This window comes from Ruegeria sp. CDSA077, from assembly GCF_059612265.1.
Window position 1 is genome coordinate 131,196 of record NZ_JBXWQG010000001.1, and the last position, 17,994, is coordinate 149,189.

The 17,994-nt window shown below is 57.8% G+C and carries 22 protein-coding genes, 1 other RNA gene and 1 pseudogene; 9 read left to right on the plus strand and 15 right to left on the minus strand.

Going from position 1 to position 17,994, the window contains the following annotated elements:
* Window positions 1-3 precede the first annotated feature (3 nt).
* The 8 genes and pseudogenes from AC2FLE_RS00670 to AC2FLE_RS00705 all read right to left on the minus strand — a co-directional run.
* Window positions 4-672: a nitroreductase gene (locus tag AC2FLE_RS00670; RefSeq protein ID WP_496694757.1), complete on the minus strand. Its 669-nt coding sequence runs from the start codon at window positions 670-672 to the stop codon at window positions 4-6.
* An 81-nt stretch (window positions 673-753) separates the two neighbouring features.
* Complete coding sequence (locus AC2FLE_RS00675) at window positions 754-1,863, minus strand: TFIIB-type zinc finger domain-containing protein (protein ID WP_496694758.1); 1,110 nt, start codon at window positions 1,861-1,863, stop codon at window positions 754-756.
* 18 nt (window positions 1,864-1,881) lie between these two features.
* Window positions 1,882-2,373 carry a cytochrome b gene (locus AC2FLE_RS00680; RefSeq protein WP_281994944.1) on the minus strand — a complete coding sequence of 164 codons (492 nt, stop codon included), beginning with the start codon at window positions 2,371-2,373 and terminating at the stop codon, window positions 1,882-1,884.
* A 65-nt stretch (window positions 2,374-2,438) separates the two neighbouring features.
* Window positions 2,439-3,587: an SPFH domain-containing protein gene (locus tag AC2FLE_RS00685; protein WP_496694759.1), complete on the minus strand. Its 1,149-nt coding sequence runs from the start codon at window positions 3,585-3,587 to the stop codon at window positions 2,439-2,441.
* 22 nt (window positions 3,588-3,609) lie between these two features.
* Entirely contained in the window at window positions 3,610-4,515 is a 906-nt protein-coding gene (locus AC2FLE_RS00690) for a DUF2927 domain-containing protein (protein ID WP_496696055.1), read from the minus strand.
* Between the two features lie 67 nt (window positions 4,516-4,582).
* A complete protein-coding gene (locus AC2FLE_RS00695) occupies window positions 4,583-5,773 on the minus strand; it encodes a toxic anion resistance protein (RefSeq protein ID WP_281994942.1) in 1,191 nt (396 codons plus the stop codon).
* Window positions 5,774-5,804: 31 nt separating this feature from the next.
* The gene (locus tag AC2FLE_RS00700) at window positions 5,805-6,719 is read right to left on the minus strand and encodes a 5-bromo-4-chloroindolyl phosphate hydrolysis family protein (protein WP_496694760.1); all 915 of its coding nucleotides are present in this window, start codon (window positions 6,717-6,719) and stop codon (window positions 5,805-5,807) included.
* Between the two features lie 177 nt (window positions 6,720-6,896).
* Window positions 6,897-7,703, minus strand: a pseudogene (locus tag AC2FLE_RS00705) (pseudouridine synthase); the annotation flags it as partial.
* A gap of 61 nt (window positions 7,704-7,764) precedes the next feature.
* Between AC2FLE_RS00705 and AC2FLE_RS00710 the strand changes: the two are divergent.
* The gene (locus AC2FLE_RS00710; RefSeq protein ID WP_496694761.1) at window positions 7,765-8,220 is read left to right on the plus strand and encodes a nucleoside deaminase; all 456 of its coding nucleotides are present in this window, start codon (window positions 7,765-7,767) and stop codon (window positions 8,218-8,220) included.
* Here the strand turns inward: AC2FLE_RS00710 and AC2FLE_RS00715 are convergent.
* Genes AC2FLE_RS00715 through AC2FLE_RS00725 form a run of 3 tightly spaced genes read right to left on the minus strand, consistent with a single transcriptional unit; the run spans window position 8,195 to window position 9,922 of the window.
* The gene (locus AC2FLE_RS00715) at window positions 8,195-8,494 is read right to left on the minus strand and encodes an adenylate/guanylate cyclase domain-containing protein (RefSeq protein ID WP_496694762.1); all 300 of its coding nucleotides are present in this window, start codon (window positions 8,492-8,494) and stop codon (window positions 8,195-8,197) included. The genes AC2FLE_RS00710 and AC2FLE_RS00715 overlap by 26 nt on opposite strands.
* Complete coding sequence (locus AC2FLE_RS00720; protein WP_496694763.1) at window positions 8,404-9,222, minus strand: nuclear transport factor 2 family protein; 819 nt, start codon at window positions 9,220-9,222, stop codon at window positions 8,404-8,406. Before AC2FLE_RS00720 ends, AC2FLE_RS00715 begins: the two co-directional genes overlap by 91 nt.
* Window positions 9,223-9,229: 7 nt before the next feature.
* On the minus strand, window positions 9,230-9,922 hold the full coding sequence (locus AC2FLE_RS00725) for a metal-dependent hydrolase (protein WP_496694764.1): 693 nt from the start codon (window positions 9,920-9,922) through the stop codon (window positions 9,230-9,232).
* Window positions 9,923-9,980: 58 nt separating this feature from the next.
* Between AC2FLE_RS00725 and AC2FLE_RS00730 the strand changes: the two genes are divergently transcribed.
* Window positions 9,981-10,637: a ceramidase domain-containing protein gene (locus AC2FLE_RS00730; protein WP_496694765.1), complete on the plus strand. Its 657-nt coding sequence runs from the start codon at window positions 9,981-9,983 to the stop codon at window positions 10,635-10,637.
* On the opposite strand, the gene AC2FLE_RS00735 is transcribed toward AC2FLE_RS00730, so the two are convergent.
* Together AC2FLE_RS00735 and AC2FLE_RS00740 are read right to left on the minus strand one after the other, a co-directional pair.
* Window positions 10,628-11,191 carry a DUF4202 domain-containing protein gene (locus tag AC2FLE_RS00735; RefSeq protein WP_496694766.1) on the minus strand — a complete coding sequence of 188 codons (564 nt, stop codon included), beginning with the start codon at window positions 11,189-11,191 and terminating at the stop codon, window positions 10,628-10,630. The two genes, AC2FLE_RS00730 and AC2FLE_RS00735, sit on opposite strands and share 10 nt — an antisense overlap.
* A 136-nt stretch (window positions 11,192-11,327) precedes the next feature.
* Complete coding sequence (locus tag AC2FLE_RS00740) at window positions 11,328-11,486, minus strand: hypothetical protein (protein WP_496677714.1); 159 nt, start codon at window positions 11,484-11,486, stop codon at window positions 11,328-11,330.
* A 227-nt stretch (window positions 11,487-11,713) separates the two neighbouring features.
* On the opposite strand from AC2FLE_RS00740, the gene gatC reads away from it, so the two are divergent.
* The 7 genes from gatC to AC2FLE_RS00775 all read left to right on the plus strand — a co-directional run bounded on the left by gatC (window position 11,714) and on the right by AC2FLE_RS00775 (window position 16,591).
* Window positions 11,714-12,001: an Asp-tRNA(Asn)/Glu-tRNA(Gln) amidotransferase subunit GatC gene (gene gatC, locus AC2FLE_RS00745; protein WP_170562049.1), complete on the plus strand. Its 288-nt coding sequence runs from the start codon at window positions 11,714-11,716 to the stop codon at window positions 11,999-12,001.
* Between the two features lie 3 nt (window positions 12,002-12,004).
* Window positions 12,005-13,492 (plus strand): Asp-tRNA(Asn)/Glu-tRNA(Gln) amidotransferase subunit GatA, encoded by a 1,488-nt coding sequence (gene gatA, locus AC2FLE_RS00750; protein ID WP_496694767.1) that lies wholly within the window; start codon window positions 12,005-12,007, stop codon window positions 13,490-13,492.
* A 39-nt stretch (window positions 13,493-13,531) separates the two neighbouring features.
* Window positions 13,532-14,224 carry a hypothetical protein gene (locus AC2FLE_RS00755; RefSeq protein ID WP_496694768.1) on the plus strand — a complete coding sequence of 231 codons (693 nt, stop codon included), beginning with the start codon at window positions 13,532-13,534 and terminating at the stop codon, window positions 14,222-14,224.
* On the plus strand, window positions 14,175-14,891 hold the full coding sequence (locus AC2FLE_RS00760; RefSeq protein WP_496696057.1) for an N-acetylmuramoyl-L-alanine amidase: 717 nt from the start codon (window positions 14,175-14,177) through the stop codon (window positions 14,889-14,891). The genes AC2FLE_RS00755 and AC2FLE_RS00760 overlap by 50 nt, the downstream gene beginning before the upstream one ends.
* 124 nt (window positions 14,892-15,015) lie before the next feature.
* Window positions 15,016-15,407: RNase P RNA component class A (rnpB, locus tag AC2FLE_RS00765), an RNA gene on the plus strand.
* Window positions 15,408-15,688: 281 nt separating this feature from the next.
* A complete protein-coding gene (rpmG, locus tag AC2FLE_RS00770; protein WP_007799108.1) occupies window positions 15,689-15,856 on the plus strand; it encodes a 50S ribosomal protein L33 in 168 nt (55 codons plus the stop codon).
* Window positions 15,857-16,084: 228 nt separating this feature from the next.
* Window positions 16,085-16,591 (plus strand): hypothetical protein, encoded by a 507-nt coding sequence (locus AC2FLE_RS00775; protein WP_496694769.1) that lies wholly within the window; start codon window positions 16,085-16,087, stop codon window positions 16,589-16,591.
* 155 nt (window positions 16,592-16,746) lie between these two features.
* On the opposite strand, the gene AC2FLE_RS00780 is transcribed toward AC2FLE_RS00775, so the two are convergent.
* Together AC2FLE_RS00780 and AC2FLE_RS00785 are read right to left on the minus strand one after the other, a co-directional pair.
* Window positions 16,747-17,523 carry a Bax inhibitor-1/YccA family protein gene (locus AC2FLE_RS00780; RefSeq protein WP_496694770.1) on the minus strand — a complete coding sequence of 259 codons (777 nt, stop codon included), beginning with the start codon at window positions 17,521-17,523 and terminating at the stop codon, window positions 16,747-16,749.
* Window positions 17,524-17,704: 181 nt separating this feature from the next.
* On the minus strand, window positions 17,705-17,914 hold the full coding sequence (locus AC2FLE_RS00785) for a DUF1127 domain-containing protein (RefSeq protein ID WP_142636743.1): 210 nt from the start codon (window positions 17,912-17,914) through the stop codon (window positions 17,705-17,707).
* Between the last annotated feature and the right edge of the window lie 80 nt (window positions 17,915-17,994).

The following is a 17,994-nucleotide window of genomic DNA, read 5'->3' on the forward strand; positions in this document are numbered from 1 at the left end:
TGGTCAGTCGACCCACTCGACAAACGCGTCGGGCGCGGCGCGACTGGTTCTAAACCTGTTGGCCGGGTGGTCTTTGTCTGCATAGCCGAAAGAGATCGCACATAGGATCAGACGGTCATCCGGGATGTTGAAGTATCGGTGCAGAAAAGGGCCATAGCTGGCCACTGCGGCCTGCGGAATTGTCGCTATGCCCAGAGCCTGCGCCGCCAGGGTGAAGGCCGTAACAAAGCCACCACAATCCATGGCGCCATAAGCGCCGAGTTCCGTTGGGCTGGATATGATTGCACAATGGGGCGCTCCGAAAAGGACGAAATTCTCCATCATCTGCCGGGTGGACCCGGCGCGATCTCCGCGTTCAACGCCAACGGCTTCGTAAAGGGCCCAGCCGCATTCACGGCGTCGTTCCTGGTAGATGCCCGAATAGGAGGCAGGAAAGGGCAGGTCCGGGGATGGCGTGTCCGCGGTTACCTCATCCTGCAGTGCCTTCCGAAACTTATCGGTCTCTGGCCCGCTGGTGATGGTCACGTTCCAGGGCTGCGCATTGCACCAGCTTGGAACGCGGGCTGCGCTGGTCAGGATCTGATTAATCTGATCCTTTGGCACCGGGTCAGAAAGGAAGGCGCGGCAGGAATGCCGTTGATCCAGTAGATTGTTCAGAGCGGATAGTGTCACACAGGCCTCCCCATCGGCGTTGACAGGGCGCAAGATGATGTCAGACCGGCGGATGTTCAAGGGCTGATGCGGTCGGCAGGGTCACTGTTGACCGGTTGCCACCAGATAGCCAACACCGGCTGCCACCAGCAGGCCAAGGCACACGGCGACCGAGATTTTGAGCGCTGACCAGGGACGTTCACCCTGAACGCGCCCGGTGCGGCCGTTGACCACAAACCTGTAGGTCTGCCCCCGATATTTGTAGGCGGCCATCCAGATCGGTAATAGGACATGCTTGAAGGTCACATCCCGCACATCGGTCTCAACCGCATGAACGCGCTGCCGATCGCCACCAATATCAAAGCGTACATCCCGTTCTATCACGCGGGACATATGTGTGCGGGCTTCGGTGTAGCCGTTATTCAATTCGACTGTATAGGCCTCGGCCCGAAAACCGGCGAGGTACTCAGGCTGATACGGTTCCAACGCGGGTAAATCCCAGGGTTCCAGCGCGTCGGTGTACTTCTTGGGCAAAGACCGCGATGCCAAAACCAGAACGTCATCAAAGAACCGTGCGACCCGGCCCGATTTCGGGGACCATCTCACCTTGGCGACCCTTTGCTGTACACGCTTGCCATCGCGCATGACACTGCGTGTTTCATAGTAAACTATACCGCGCTCGCCCCGATATGTGGATTTCGTATCCGCATCGAAGGTCCAGTATGGAACATAGATACCCTGCATCTTGCGCCCTTTGCGGGCATAATCCTTCAACCCGTTTGGGGCGAACCATAACCGTCCCAGCCAGTCTCCCATCGCTTTATGCGCAGTGCGTTCATCCAGCGCAAAGGGCAGCACGCCGCGGGGTTTGATGTGACGGCTGATGCCGGTATCCGTCACTACTGGGGTTGCGCAAAAGGGGCATTCGGCTGCGTGCGTAGCCGGGTCGAATTCAACCTGAGCCGCACAGTTGGGGCAGGTCAGAACACGCGTTTCCTCGATCTCATCGTCAGGCAGCTGATCCGAAAGCGCACTGTTGAAATCCAGCTCTTTCAGGCTGGCACCGCCCCACGGTCCGGCGCCAATCGCCTCGGAGTGACCGCAATGGTCACAGGTGAGCGTACCATCATCGGGATTGAACCGATAATCCGCCCCGCATTGATCGCAGGGAAAGCGGTATTCGTCTACAATGTTAGGGTCGGTAGGGGCCATTGAAGCCTCGAATTTGCGTTATCGGCCAGAGGACAGGCGCATCCGGTTCAGCACCCCGTCCCGTTTGATGAAATGATGCCAGATGGCAAAGGCAGCGTGACCTAATGCGACGAACAACAGGGCATTGCCCACGGTTTCGTGGACCTCACCAGCAACATGGATTCCCCCGAACCAGGCCAGCATACCAAAGATCGGAACGGCGACCATCAGCGCATACAGCAACAGATGTCCCAACTTTGCTGCAGTCGCCATCAGGGCCGAGCTCTCCTCAACCGGGGCAGGCGCGCCCTGTCGCCACCGAAGAAGGATGCGGACCAGGATCAGCGCAAAGACGATGCAGCCAAGCCAGACATGAGGGGTGGCGCCTTCTGTCCAGACCGTGTTGCCCTCGAGCCGGGCGTGCAGGGCCCGTCCCATGCCATCGCTGCTGATCCATTCGCCGATGATGATCACAGCGATCAGCCAGTGCAATACAATTTGGGGCTTTGAGTAGCGGTCCAAAGTAGACATTCGTTTGCTCTTTCAGAGAGGTTGCGGATACGCGTTAAACGTTGCTGCCTAAGCTTTCCGTCACTTCAGGCTCCGGGCGGAGGGGGCGGGAGGATCGTGAACAACTGTGCCAGTTCCTGTACCTCACCCGCCTTTTTCCAGCCGTCCTGACCCGCGGTCCAGACATGGGTGTCACGGGTGATCTCTCCCTCTGTCGCCATGCGGCCCATCTTGGCCTTGGAAAATGGCCCGCTGGTTTGCCCGTCAACAGCGATATGCCAGACATGTTCCACTGGCGGTGGCGGCGGAGGCGCCGTATGCGCCGCAGGTTGCTGGGCAGCGGGGGCGGAACCGCCCCACGGACCGCTCGGCTGACCCGCTGCCATGTTTGACATCTGCTGTGCCATGGCCATGCCCATTCCCATGCCAAGGCCAGCGCCCATGCCACCGCCCTGACCGGGATTGTTGGCCGCGGCTGTCATCGCCTCAGCGGCTGAATACTGGGTGAATTTACCCAGATCACCAGCCAGCCCCATCGATGTCCGCTTGTCCAGCGCCGCTTCAACTGCGGGTGGCAGTGAGATGTTCTCGATATAAAATTCAGGCATCTCCAGCCCGTACCCGTCCAAGACCGGGGTCACTTCTGCCGCGATCAACTTGCCCAGATCGGCGGTATTGGCGGCCATGTCCAGAACTGGAATGCCTGATCCTGCGATGACCCGGCTGAATTCCTGAACGATGATATTGCGCACCTGAAAGCTGATCTCATCCATCGTGAACTCACCATCGGTGCCGACGATTTCGATCATGAATTTTGCTGGGTCTTTGACCCGGGTTGTATAAGTACCGAAAGCGCGAATGCGGGTCGGTCCGAATTCCGGATCGCGCAGCATGATCGGATTCTTGGTGCCCCATTTCAGGTCATTGAAGCGAGTCGTGTTGACGAAATAAATCTCGGATTTGAACGGAGACTGAAAGCCATGGTCCCAATGCTGCAGTGTCGTCAGGATCGGCATATTGTTGGTCTCAAGCATATAGAGACCGGGAGTGAAAACATCCGCCAGCTGCCCCTCATGCACGAAAACGGCCGCCTGGCCTTCGCGCACGGTCAGTTTGGCACCGTATTTGATCGCATGGCCCTCGCGTTCGAACCGCCAGACCATCGTATCGCGGGTGTCGTCGACCCAGTGGATGACGTCGATGAACTCGCCGGTCAGAAAATCGAAAATACCCATTTGGGGTCTCCTTATCTTGGGCTCACAGCTGCTGGCCCATCAGTTCGCGCGCAATGATCCGCACCACGGGACGCGCGTCTTCGACAGCCACGCCAGGCTCAAGACGCGGGTCATAGAGCATTGTCAGTAATTTCTCGTCATGGCTGGTCAGCAGCGCAAATTCATCGTCATCATTAAAGATGGATGGTCGCGCAGCGTTGCTGTCATTGGAGAGTCCCAGCCCCTGCGCCATTTCTTCGTGGATGCAACTGCGCCGCAGCATATCAGGCAATTCAGCACGGATCAGCACCACCGCCCGAACAAATCGGTGCAGGGACCGGTTGGTCGGAGACGCGATGACAAAACAGTCAATATTTGAACGCGGGTTTGCAACCAGGTCAAGCAATGGCTGATCGATGCCAGGTACAAGCTGTTTCAGGCGGGAGACCACGTATGCACTGTCATCCTTTCCCGCGAAAAAGACATGGAAATTTGCCTTGCGGGTAACGACAGACATCGGATGACCGGTCACTTTGGACAGCCGCGCGGTAAAGGTCTCGACCTGTTCGGCATCCTTTGCCCGCATTTCGGGGGACACAGACGGGGCGAATTCTGTCTGAACACGGATGGGGGCGGACCATCGGCTAAGCTGGCCCTCGGTCGAGTATGTGGTCGCGGTGACGGCGTGATCTGGATACTCGTTGAAAAAGGCAATCGTCTCGAAATTGCGCTCCAGATCGCTGGCATCATAGGGTGTGTCCGGCCCGCCGCCATCGCTGCGCAGCATACCACGCGTTAGCAGGTCACGTTCTACCCGCTGATAGAACCGCGCCAGATCCTGACTGGCCGCAGATGGAGGTACATAGACATTAGGGGCAGGCGCTGGGGGGACTACGGGGCGCGGTTGAGTGGCAACCGAAGACGTCAGGGCCTCGTCGCAGTTGGCCAGCGCCAGCAATGCGACCAGACCCAATACGGGCTTCAGATATCCCTGTGACCGCACCTTCAATCCACCATTAGCCCGGAACAGCTGTTCCGGCGTTGTCACCGATACCGTCCTTGCGCGCTTTGGCTGCGGCCAAAGTGTCGCGCAGTTCGGTTTCCATCTTCTGCAGCTCTTGCTCGGCAGCGGCGCGTTTGGCCTTGCCTTCATCCGCAATCTCCAGGCTTTCATTGATGGTTCCGATCAGATCGGCATTGGCCTGTTTTACGGCCTCGATATCAAAGACACCGCGCTCCATTTCCTGACGGATCACCTTGTTCGACTCGCGCAGGTTGGCGGCATTCGCGGTCAGAAGGTCGTTGGTTAGGTCATTCGCATCGCGCACGGCGGCGGCGGCCTCGGCGCTGCGCTGAATGGTGACGGCTTGTGCCAGCTGGGTTTCCCAGAGCGGTACGGTGTTCACTAGGGTCGAGTTGATCTTGGTCACCAGGGATTTGTCATTTTCCTGAACCAGACGGATCGAGGGCAGCGACTGCATGGTTACCTGTCGCGTCAGCTTCAGATCATGCACCCGGCGTTCCAGATCATCGCGCGCAGCACGCAAATCGCGCAGCTCCTGCGCTTTCATCACCTGATCCTCTTCGGGCGCGGCCTGAACCTCGGCCTCTTTCTGAGGAATGTCCCGGCTGTCCAGTTCGTTCAATTTCTCTTCGCCGGCCGCGATGTAAAGCGCCAGCTCATCATAAAAGCCCAAGGTTTTTTCATACAGGATGTCCAGGGACTTGATGTCCTTCAACAGCGTATGTTCATGCGAAAGCAAGTCATCCGTGATCCGGTCGATCTGGCCTTGAACCTGTTCGTATTGGGCGGTGAACTTGGCGAACGGGGCGGCCTTGCCCAACAGTTTTTCCCACCAGCTACGCTCGCGCCGCACGTCGAGTTCGCTGACCGAGAATCCACGGATCGTGGTCACGATATTACGCAGGCTGTCACCTGCCGGACCGACATCCTTGTTGCGGACATCCGCCAGCATCGCCTGGCTGATTTCCTGCAACTCGGCCTGCGCACCCGAGCCGAAGGACACGATCGAGTTCGTGTTCCCCATGTCGATCTCGCCCATGCGTTTACGAATTTCAGCACCTACAGGCTCGTCGGCCTCTTTCAGAAGGACAACTTCCGCCGTGGGGTCGGGCAGGGCTACGGCGGTCACTTCCTGTACCAGCGTTTCGGCTTCGACTGCCTTGTTCTTTACTTCCTCGGACATGGGGTAATCCTCTCTGTATACTTTGGGCCGGTCAGTCCAACCGAACGCCTTCGCGCTGCAACCGTTCGCGCAGCACGTCAATTTCAACCGTCAGATCGCTGCGGTCATCCAATAGCATCTTACGGGTCCTGGCAGAGAAATTCTGTTCCAGGTCATCCAGTAGAGACGAGTAATCCTGCAGTGACTGCGCATCACGTGTTCTGGCATAAACATCCGAGAACTTGACCGTCGCGTCACGGGCCCCCTGCAGATAGACGGTCAGGTATTTTCTTGCTCCGGCCAGATCGCGCGGGTCTTCTTCGACGGTGCGAAACAAATCGCGGGCAGTTTCCTGAAATCGCTCGACCCGCGCTTCGATCCGGCGGTCCCCAGCACGTTTGATGGCGTCGGTCATTTCGGTCAGATGCGCCTCAGCGTCTTCGACTACCCGTGCGACACGGTCCTGCTGAAAGGTATCGATGCCTTCCATGCCTTTGTCTGACATAGGGTCCAGGCCGAAGGAAACGGAATGCAACACAGCAGCGGCGGTGCCGAATAAAACTGGGGCGATGAGGCTGGCGTCAGACACGGTTGCCGCATCGAGAAACTCGGATCGGTATGAGGCCAACCCGGCCCCAAGGCCGGTCAGAGCGCTGGAAAATATCTTGCGGGGAATGGCCGGGCGCCGGGCTGTGCGCCGTGCGTTATAGGCCGCCTCTGCCCGCAATCCTTCGCGCAGCAGAAAGGCCGCCCCGGTCAGCAAACCAGCGGCAACAAGTCCAATGGTCATCCCGATCGCACCGTCGTTCAGCGACAGAAACACCAATGGAACAGCCGGGATAAACAGGATATTAGCTCGCGCGCCAGCCGGTTCTACGCGCGCGCCATCAAACTGACCGCGCGCCGGTTGATCTGTCGACGAATCTGAGTCGTTTGGGCTGTATTTGCCGCCAAAGCGTTTGGCCATGTGCTTACAGCCCTCCCAGTAACCCGGTGCAGACGCCGAACAACAGAACCAACAAGGCCACGTAAGCCAGTTTTTGTACTCCGGACCCGGACATGATGCTCCCTGAGTTTCTCTTTGCGGAAAACTTAGGGGATGCGCGGCCCCGGCGCTAGGGGGAAGGTTACCTAACCCTTATCATTTGCGAGATTTCTTGCCGATCGGAGGCCGTTTGCGCTGTGGTCGTGCAGGGCGTTTGGCCGGAGCCTCTGGCTCAGCCTCAAGACCAAGCTGATCACGCATGACCCGGCGGCGAATTTCCTCGACCTCTCCGGGTTTCAGTTTGCCCAACTGAAACGGGCCGTACGAGACGCGCAGCAACCGGTTCACGGCAAAGCCGATATCCTCGATCGCGCGGCGGATTTCGCGGTTTTTACCTTCGCGCAGGCCAATGGTCAGCCAGGCGTTTGCGCCCTGTTGCCGATCGAGTGTTACATCCATCGGTTGGAACCGTTCACCCTCGATCACCAGCCCCTTTCGGAGCGGCGCGAAATCCTCGTCTTTTGGACGCCCGTTTACACGGACGCGGTATCTGCGCAGCCATCCGGTGGCAGGAAGTTCCAGCTTGCGCTTGATGCCGCCATCATTTGTCAGCAACAGCAACCCTTCCGAGTTCAGGTCAAGCCGCCCGACACTCATGACGCGGGGCATGTCCTCGGGCAGTTTGTCGAAGATCGTCGCGCGGCCTTTTTCGTCCTTCGTCGTCGTAACCAGACCGGGTGGCTTGTGGTACAGCCAAAGACGTGACGGTTCCGGCTCGGAGACCGGTTTACCGTCGACGGTGATCTTGTCTTTGGCGGTAACGTTCAGCGCGGGGCTGTCGATGGTCTTGCCGTTCACAACCACACGACCTGCTTCGATCATGCGTTCCGCTTCCCGGCGCGAGGCGACGCCAGCGCGGGCAAGGACTTTGGCGATCCGGTCGCCTGGAGGAGGGGTATTAGTCATTTGCAGCCCATAGCGCATCCCGCCGCCTTGCGAAAGGCAGGTTTCTGATGCAGTCAGAGGCATGGAGTTCAAATCGTACATGGATATCGCGCTTGAGCAGGCGCGCGAAGCCGGTGAACGCGGCGAAGTTCCGGTAGGGGCTGCTATCGTGCTGGGCGACCGGGTTGTCGCCGTGGCAGGCAATCAGACACGCGAGTTGAACGACCCAACCGCACATGCCGAGATACTGGCCCTGCGCGCCGCCTGTGCTGCGACCGGATCGGAACGCCTGATTGACCACGACCTCTATGTCACACTGGAACCCTGTGCGATGTGCGCCGCGGCTTTGGCCGCCGCTCGTGTTCGGCGGATCTATTACGGGGCCTCTGACCCCAAATCGGGTGGGGTAGCTCACGGGGCGCGGGTGTTTTCCCATCCACAGTCGCACCATAAACCCGAAGTGTTTGACGGTATTGCCGCCAAGGATTGCGAAGCCCTGCTGCGCGAATTCTTCACCAAAAAGAGAACCGGTAAATAATCTGGGTTGGGACCGGCCTGCGGTGCAAGGGTTTGGCCCAGTCCACGCGATAGACCGTCTGTGGCCCACCGAACCCCTTTAGTTGAGCCGAAATCGGAGCGCTGAACTGCAGCCCGGCGGTCGCGCCCAGCAGCAATCGGGTAACGTCGGTGACAAGAATTTCATTTGCGCCACAAAGGCCAGTCACCCGTGCGGCCTTATTGACCACCGATCCAAAGAAATCCTCGTCCCGCTGAATGACATCGCCGGTATGAATGCCAACCCGAAGACCCAAGGTATATCCGACTGTAGGGCCGCATTTTCCCTCTGGAATTCGGTCGCCGCTTGGATCGCGTCGTGGACAGAGGAGAAGATCGACATCGTGCCATCCCCAAGTGATTTGACCAGTCGGCCGCCATGGGTGTGAATCAGGTTTTTAGCCAGATCGAAATGGCTGGATATGAGCGCGGTCCATTTGTGATCTCCGACCTGACGCGTGATTTCAGAAGAACCCGCGATATCAGTAAACATGACCGAAGCCGCGCCCTCTTGTTGATCCTGAGTGAATTCCTGCCGAGCTGCCGCGACCAATGCGTTCAGCGCTTCATGCTCGATCCCGATTTTCTCCATGTTCGAAGTTGGGTTGGAGACATGCATCAGGATCATCTTCCAGACACCGTTTTCCAGATGCAATACAAAGGTGAACCTATGGAGCGCGGCTTTGCCGTTTGATGTGAATGCAAGTGTTGCTTCGCAATGGGCCCATCCTATGTCACCGCATTCAAACGCCTCGAGCGAATGTTCGTCCCAGCTGAAATCCGGAATTTCGCGAGTGTGGTCGGCAAAGCCCTGGCGGAACACCTGTCCGGACCAGCTTTCGCCATCTGCCGACCCCTGATACCGCAGATGTTCAGATGACGAGAGCAGGTTCATCAGCGCGGCGCGATCCTTGAGGCGAACCGCATCATTCCAGCGCCGTATGACAGCGACCAGTTCTGGAGAGGGTGTTACCGCGTTACTCATCAAGCGGCTACAGCTTGATGGCTTGCATCAGCTGCGGTTCGATCACCTCGACACCCGGCAAACCGTCCTCCAGCACCTGCGCGGATTGCTCCAGAATCGGGAAGGTCTTGTAATGGCAGGGAATCACGGTTTTGAAATTGAAATAGCGCTTTGCAGCATAGGCGGCGCCTTTCATGTCCATGGTAAAATGGCCCCCTGCGGACAGGATACCAATATCGGGATTATAGTAATCCCCCATCCAGTCCATATCGGCCATGATATCGGTGTCGCCCGAAACATAGAGCATGTGCCCCTCGGATGAGATCATGAAACCGACCTCGCTGCCACCGGTGCGCAGCCCGTCTGGGGTCGAAAATGTCGAGCTGTGCGAGGCGGGTACCATCGAGACCATAACGCCGTTCAGGTTGACCGTGCCGCCTTTGTTGAAGCCGACTGTTTCCAGACCTTCGGCTTCGCTCCAGTACCCCATCAGGTCATACTGACCGACCACGGGGACGTTCAGATGTTTGGCCAATGAGACAACGTCAACAACATGATCGAAATGCGTGTGTGTCAGCAGGATATGTGTCGCGCCTTCCAAAGCAGCGTCATGCTGATCTTCAGGCAAAACGGGGTTGCCGGTCAGCCAAGGGTCGATCAGCAGAACCTGTCCTGCTGTTTCAATGCGAAAGCTGCCATGCCCAAGCCAGATGATATTCATGAAAAGCACTCCCAAATGAACTGTTGGCTGCAGACTAGCATCGGGTATGTAAAATTTCATGGATTGGTTTCGGGAAATTGACAGTTATTGCGAGCGTTTATCGCCTGCCTATTGGGCAGAGCCGATAAATGCGGTTACGAATGCCGCCTTTTTGATTGCGGCTTTCATTATGTGGCGGCGGGTGCGCGGGCCGGGGATGCCATTGGCAAAAATGCTTGTGGTTATCCTGGTAGGCATCGGAATTGGCAGTTATTTGTTTCACACCCATGCACAGGTCTGGTCCGCGTTGGCGGATACTGCACCCATCCTGCTTTTTATTCTGACCTATATATTTGCAATGAATCGCGACGTCTGGCAGTTGCGCCCGCTTTACGCGGGGATCGGCGCGGCCCTGTTTGTGCCATATGCCGCTTTGACGATTCCGGTGTTCCAACTGATTCCGGTTTTGGGCGGATCGGCCGCCTATGCTCCGGTGCCGCTATTGATCCTGATTTACGCCGTCCTGTTGTCGAAACGCCTGCCTGATACCGCCCGCGGGCTGGCGACCGGCGCAGTGATCCTGATCGTGTCGATTACCTTTCGCGCTTTGGACGCTCCGATTTGCACGCAGTTCCCGACTGGCACGCATTTTCTGTGGCACATCCTGAACGCCACGATGTTGGGCTGGATGATCGAGGTCTACCGCAGGCACCTAAGCCGTGCGTCTCAGGCCTGAAACGCAGCAGCCAGTTCTGCGGGCAGGTCAAATTCGGCCAGAACCCTGGTGCGTGCATCGGATGACATCTTACGCGCGGTTTTCTCGACAATGCTGAGGATTTTTTCCTGCGAGTGCTTTTCGGCGAAGGGAGCGAAATACCATTTGAGGAACACAAAACAGGCCACATCTTCCAGCGCCTGCACCTCGTTGTCACGTTTGATACCCTGCTTGCGCACCATGCGTCCGGCGTCTTGGATTTCGTTTTCTTCAAATCCGCACTGCTTCATCAAGGTCATGACGGTTTGCGCATGGTGTTCGCCCTGCGCCTTGCGCCAAGCCAGATACCCGGCGCGCCCTTCGGGATATTCACTTCGGGCCAGCTTCCAGCGTTCAACATGTTGCCCGCGTGCGGCGATCTCAAGCGAGTTCGATGCATCGGGAAAAAGCCTGGCCAGTTCAGCGCTCATGCGTTGTCCGTAAAGCAACGCTGCGGGTTGGCCGTTCTCTAAGGTTGGATCTTGGGTGTTGGCTGCGTCGATTGCGTCCAGGACTGCCTGTTTTCGCGCGCTCATTCTATGCTCCGTGGGCTTGCCGGAAATCCGGCGGTGTGTTCGGACGCATCGTAGCGAGTCGGCAAATCAAACGCAGCAGTCAAATGCGAAATTCCGGGTCGGAGAGGGGGGATCCGACCCGGACGAAGTTGTGGCGTCAGTTACCCAGCTTCGTTTTGTCCTGTGTAACTGGTTCGGAAACCTGATCGGGGAAAGACAGGTCGCGGGTTAGCGAACCCATGGTGGGTCCGAATGCCTGAGCTTGCGCAGCAAGAACAGTAGTGGCCAACACAAATGCGGTCATGAGCGTTTTCATCATCTTACTCCAGTTAGTGGCTGTGCCATGCTGTAAGAAGTGAACGGCGCAGTTCACTTTTTCAAGGCGGATTCTGAACTAATTGGTTTACTTTTGTGCATAGGCGCTATGCATTTTTGTATGGCTAAGCCACCTCCTTGCATAGAAGGGGCAGAACAACCGCCTGCTACCCTTGCGACCGAGGCATCAGACAGGTAAATGCCCCCTGACGCATATGAGGTTTTCCGATGTCGATTGACCAAAGCACCGCCGCAAAGGTGGCCAAACTGGCCCGGATCAAGGTCGAGGATGACGCGCTGCCTGCGCTGGCATCCGAGTTCAACACCATTCTTGGGTTCATCGAACAGTTGAATGAAGTGGATGTCGACGGTGTCGAGCCGATGGTTTCGGTCGAACCGATGCGCCTGAAGCGCCGCGAGGATGTGGTCACCGACGGCAGCCAGCAGGACAAGGTTCTGGCCAATGCCCCCGACGCACGCGAGGGTTTCTTCGCAGTCCCCAAAGTGGTGGAGTAAGACATGAGCGAACTGAACAAACTGGGCCTGGCCGAGGCCCGCGACGCGCTGCGTGCCGGTGATGTCACCTCGGTTGAACTTACCGAAGCCTGCTTGACCGCCATTGATGCCGCCGATGCGCTGAACGCTTTTGTCCACAAAACGCCAGAGCTTGCGCTGGAACGCGCCAAGGCTGCGGATACGCGGATCAAAGCAGGGGATGCCCCGTCGATGTGCGGTCTGCCGATCGGCATCAAGGATCTGTTCTGCACCAAGGGCGTGCCCTCGCAGGCGGCCTCGAAGATTCTGGAAGGCTTCAAGCCGGAATATGAATCCACCGTTTCGCAGCAACTGGCCGACGCCGGTGCCGTGATGCTGGGCAAGCTGAACATGGATGAATTCGCCATGGGCAGCAGCAACGAAACTTCGGTCTATGGCAATGCGGTTAGCCCGTGGCGCCGTGGCAATGACGACGCACAGCTGACACCGGGCGGGTCCTCCGGCGGATCGGCTTCGGCGGTGTCGGCTGATCTGTGTCTGGCCGCCACTGGCACCGATACTGGCGGCTCGATCCGTCAACCAGCGGCTTTTGTCGGGATTACTGGCATCAAGCCGACCTACGGCCGGTGTTCGCGCTGGGGCATCGTGGCCTTTGCATCCTCACTGGATCAGGCCGGGCCGATGACCAAGAATGTCCGCGACGCGGCGATCATGCTGGAAACCATGTGCGGTCATGACCCCAAGGATTCCACCAGCGCCGAGTTGGCCGTCCCGAATTTCGAGGCTATGCTGACCGGCGACATCAAGGGCAAGAAGATCGGTATCCCCAAGGAATACCGGATGGACGGCATGCCCGCCGAGATCGAAAAACTCTGGGCAGATGGCGCTGCGATGCTGAAGGACGCAGGGGCCGAGATCGTCGACATTTCGCTGCCGCATACCAAATACGCGCTACCCGCCTATTACGTGATTGCGCCTGCCGAGGCGTCCTCGAACCTGGCGCGCTATGATGGTGTCCGCTATGGCCGCCGCGCGCAGTTGGGGCAAGGCGACGGCATCACCGAGATGTATGAGAAAACCCGCGCCGAGGGCTTTGGTCACGAGGTTCAGCGCCGGGTTATGGTCGGGACATATGTTCTGTCGGCGGGTTTCTATGACGCCTATTACAACCGCGCCCGCAAGGTCCGCACGTTGATCAAGAAAGATTTCGAGGACGTTTTCGCCGCCGGTGTTGACGCCATCCTGACCCCGGCCACGCCTTCGGCGTCGTTCGGTCTGGGTGAAATGACCGAGGCGGATCCGGTTCAGATGTATCTGAACGACGTCTTTACCGTGACGGTCAACCTTGCTGGTTTGCCGGGCATTTCGGTTCCTGCAGGTCTTGATTCTCAGGGTTTGCCGCTTGGTCTGCAGCTGATTGGCCGTCCATGGGACGAAGGCGATTTGCTGAACACAGCCTATGCGCTGGAAAGCGCTGCGGGCTTTGTGGCCAAGCCGGGGAAATGGTGGTAATCCTCTGATCAACAAGACAACGTAGAACGGAGCAGCTGGATGCGCTTTTCGATTCTGATCCCCGCAATCGGGTTGATGGCCGCCTGTAACACGGTGGCCCCGGTTCAGGGTACAGGGTTCAACACCCCGACTTATCAGGCGCAAAGAGAAGCTGAGCTGGCAGGGCAGGGCGGCACTGGAAGCCCTCTACCAGAACCCTATGAGGTCTCGCAACAACCTCTGGGGTCGTCCACATCGGGCGCGGATGGCGCTGACCTGGCTACGGCCACTGCAGCAGCGCTTGCAAGCACCTCGACGCAGGCGACCGCCACTTCAGCATCGGTGCCGACTGCCAGCAACAGCGGCATCTCCGACGAACAGGATTTTGCTGCGGTTTCTGAACGTCGCAGTATCGAAACCGATGCTGCTCGAATCGAACAGAACAGCCAAACCTATGAGGTTGTCGCCCCAACCGCGGTTCCGCAACGCGGAGCGGATGGTCAGCCAAACATCGTCCAATACGCGCTGAGCACATCCAATCCGGTCGGTGCCCAGCTTTACAGCCGTGCGGGGTTCAACCTGCAGGCCAAGGCACAGCGGAATTGCGCGAAATTCCCATCGGCGGACCAGGCGCAGATCGAGTTCCTGTCGAATGGCGGTCCCCAGAAGGACCGCAAGGGGCTTGACCCTGATGGCGATGGATATGCTTGCGGCTGGGATCCCAGCCCGTTCCGCAGTGCCGTCAACAACTGATCCAAAGCCCATCTGGCATCCTTCACCCAATTTCGGAGACCGCCGAGATGGGTTGGTGCCGTCATTGATCGTTTTGCACTATACCGCAATGGACAGCGCGCAGGCTGCGCTGGATCGCTTGTGTGACCCGGCCTTCGAAGTCTCTGCGCATTACCTGATCGGTTCCGATGGCACGCTTTGGCAAATGGTGCGCGAAGAGGACCGGGCCTGGCACGCCGGAGCAGGGGAGTGGCGCGGGCGAACCGATATCAATTCGCGTTCGATTGGGATAGAGCTGGATAGCCTTGGCACCTATCCTTTTCCCGAACCTCAGATGACCACGCTTGAGTGGCTTCTGGCCCGTATCATGGCCCGATGGGCGATTGCACCGGACGGGGTTATCGGCCATTCCGACATGGCTCCGGGGCGCAAGGTCGACCCCGGCCCGCGCTTTCCCTGGCAACGGCTCGAACATCTCAATCTTGCTGGCCAACGTGGCCAGGATGACGGCCCGCAAGAGGCCTCGATGCCGCTGTTCCGTGCGTTGGCGCAACAGATGGGCTTTCCGCCCGAAACGGACGACGACACGCTGCTTGCCACCGTGCGTCTCAGATACCGCCCTTGGGCCAAAGGCCCGTTGGTACCTGCGGACTTCACCCCGCTCGGCCATGCGGCGCTCTGGACCTGATCCGCTTTTCATCTGGCCAAAAAATATCTCGGGGCTGAATTGACCGCAGGCCAAGAACGGGTTGCCCCTTAACGCCCTATCGGCCCTTGACGCGGCCTGACACTGCGCATACCCACGTCTCCGCGCGGAGGGCCGGATGGCCGCTGGGGCGTAAGCCCGAGAGGAAAGTCCGGACTCCACAAGACAACGGTGCCGGGTAACGCCCGGGCGGGGCAACCCGACGGAAAGCGCCACAGAAATCAGACCGCCATGCGTGCATGGTAAGGGTGAAACGGTGGGGTAAGAGCCCACCGCGCCCCTGGCAACAGGGGTGGCACGGCAAGCCCCACCGGGAGCAATGCCAAATAGGGTCCCCACGCGGGCAGGTCGGCGTCCGCCGATACCGCCGCTAAGTGCGTCTTGGCCGAGAGGGACCGGGTTGGCAGCTTGAGCCGTGCAGCAATGCACGGCCTAGAGGAATGGTCATCGAAGGGGGCAACCCTGGAACAAGATCCGGCTTACAGGCCCTCCGCGCGTTAATATTGCTAAGACGAATCGCGTTGTTCCACAGGTGGGTCACGGCTGGAGTCATCCTTTGATATAGGTCTTGCTGTGGCTGCTGAGCTGGCATCCCTTGTGGCCGAAATGGCCGCGTTAAGGTCTGCGATAAGCTGGGTGCAGGGACGATCTTGTGTTTTGATGAAATCTGCGCCGATCTACCCGAATTCAGGTTGACTCGGCTGCATGACCGGGTAAAAGCGCACGCTCATAGGAATTCAACCGAAAGGCCCCTGCCTTTTCGGACGCAGGAGATAACCATGGCGAAGCCGACGACAATCAAGATCCGTCTGAACTCGACCGCGGGCACGGGCCACTTCTATGTGACCAAAAAGAACGCGCGCACCATGACCGAGAAAATGACCGTTCGTAAATACGACCCGGTCGTTCGGAAGCATGTCGAGTACAAGGAAGGCAAGATCAAGTAATCTGCCGTCCTGCTTGGACAGAATGACAAGGGTCCTGTTTCGACAGGGCCTTTTTCGTTTGCGCGACGATGTTTCATACCTGAATCTATCGGCTCAAGGCAGCCGGAGCGCGCTTGGAGGCCGTTGCAGCGAAGCATCAGCAGCCGAGGCATTCGTTTGCCCGCTGGGTTGCTTTTTGGAATGTATTGCAACTACGCTTGAGCTAACCGTTCCAAAATGTTGGCCGTCATGAAAAAAATCTTGTTATCCACAGCAACTATTCTGGCTCTCGCAGCCTGTGAAGACCCCTATAACCGCGAGGGTGTTGGCTTTACGGGCATTGATGGTGAGCCGCGGAGCATCAGCGAAGTGCCGGGTGCGGCGGCGTTTGTTCCAGAGTCCACCAATGTTCCCGCAGAGTTGGCAGAGCTGCCCCCGGTCAGAGTTTCAACGGACGAGACCGATCCGGGTAAAATTGCACGTGTTGCAATAGAAAATGGCGCGCGCAGCGATACCAGCGCAGTAGTCGTTTCCGGCTCAGATACAAACCTGTTCCTGAGCACTGTTGAAGTGAACGGAACGCTTTTCGGCGTCGTGCGTACCGAAAATAGCCGCACCAGGGTTCCGAATACGATTGGTGCAAACTTTGGTACTAGCGCTGAACAATTCACTGGCTGCTTGCCTGTCGGCGACGTTTATCGCAAAGGTTCAGAAAAGCGCAGCTCCGGATTTGCTGTTCAGTTGAACTGCAGCTAAATTCATATTGCTGTGGAATTGAAGGGCCTCTCATCGTCAGGATGAGAGGCCTTTTTTGTTGCGGCATTCGAGCCTAAAGCCAGTGCTAACCAGAAAGAACAAAGGCGGACCAATCGGCCCGCCTTTGACATTTTCAAAATGGTTGGTGGTCCGGACTATTCACGGCTTCCAAACAACTGCAGCAGGAACATGAACATGTTGATAAAGTCCAGATACAGGCTCAGCGCGCCCATGATTGCGGCTTTACCCAACCATTCCTGGTCGCCCGAATGAGCCATCTGCAGGTAGGTGGTTTTGATCTTTTGCGTGTCATAGGCGGTCAGACCAGCAAAGATCAGAACGCCGATCACCGAGATCGCGTACATCATCGCGGGTGACTGCAGGAAGATGTTTACAACCATCGCCACGATCAGGCCAATAAGACCCATGATCAGGAATGTACCCATTCCGGACAGGTCTTTCTTGGTGACGTAACCGTACAAGGATAGTCCTGCGAAAGCGATCGACGTGATCAGGAACACCTGAATGATCGACATGCCGGTAAAGGCAATGAAAATCCAACTGATCGACAGGCCCATCACTGCTGCGAATGCATAGAACACCAGCTGTGCAGCTGCGGCGGACAAGCGGTTGATACCGGCGCTAAAGCCAAAGATGAACGCCAGCGGTGCAAACATGATCACCCAGCGCAGAGGCGATGTATAGATCGCGGCACCCAGCGACGTCAGATAGGTGCCCGAGTTTATTTGCCCGGCTGCCGCCGATGGGTCGGTTGTGGTAGCTAGCCCGGAAACGGCCCAAGCCGCCATGAATGTAATCAGCATGCCCACGGACATTGTGCCGTAGACTTTGTTCATATGGGCGCGCAGGCCCTCGTCAATCTGGGCAGCGCGCGTACCGGTCGCCGTCCGGATCGTGTCAAATTGTGCCATTAAAAGGTCTCCCTCCACATATTCTTTTTGCGTCCCGATGTCAGGCCGCGCTCCTCGCAAATATCGGCAAGTGCGGGCTGTGTTTCAAGGGTTTAACGCGGGAAACAGGCTAAAACACGCAACAAAAATGGCGGCTTCGAGGTGTCAGCCGCCATTCAGTGGTAAAAGTAGTGGATTAGGTTCATTTTTGCCAGAATTCCGGAGCATCCCATATGCGGCGTTTTGCTTCGGCTTCGGCCTCTTCACGGGTAATGCCGATATCGAGAAGGGCGCGGTCGTCCAATCTGGCGAGCTGACAGCGTTGGCGCCGTAGCGATAGCGCATCCAGAACAGAAGTGAGCTTAAAGCGCTGCCGTGGCTTGCAATATGTTGAAGCTGTGATTTGCGTCATAGCCTTGTCCTTTCGGTTTTGCTGATGTGTTGTGCCTATTGCATCAACTTCCTTGATTTATATGGAGGGCTGTGACACAT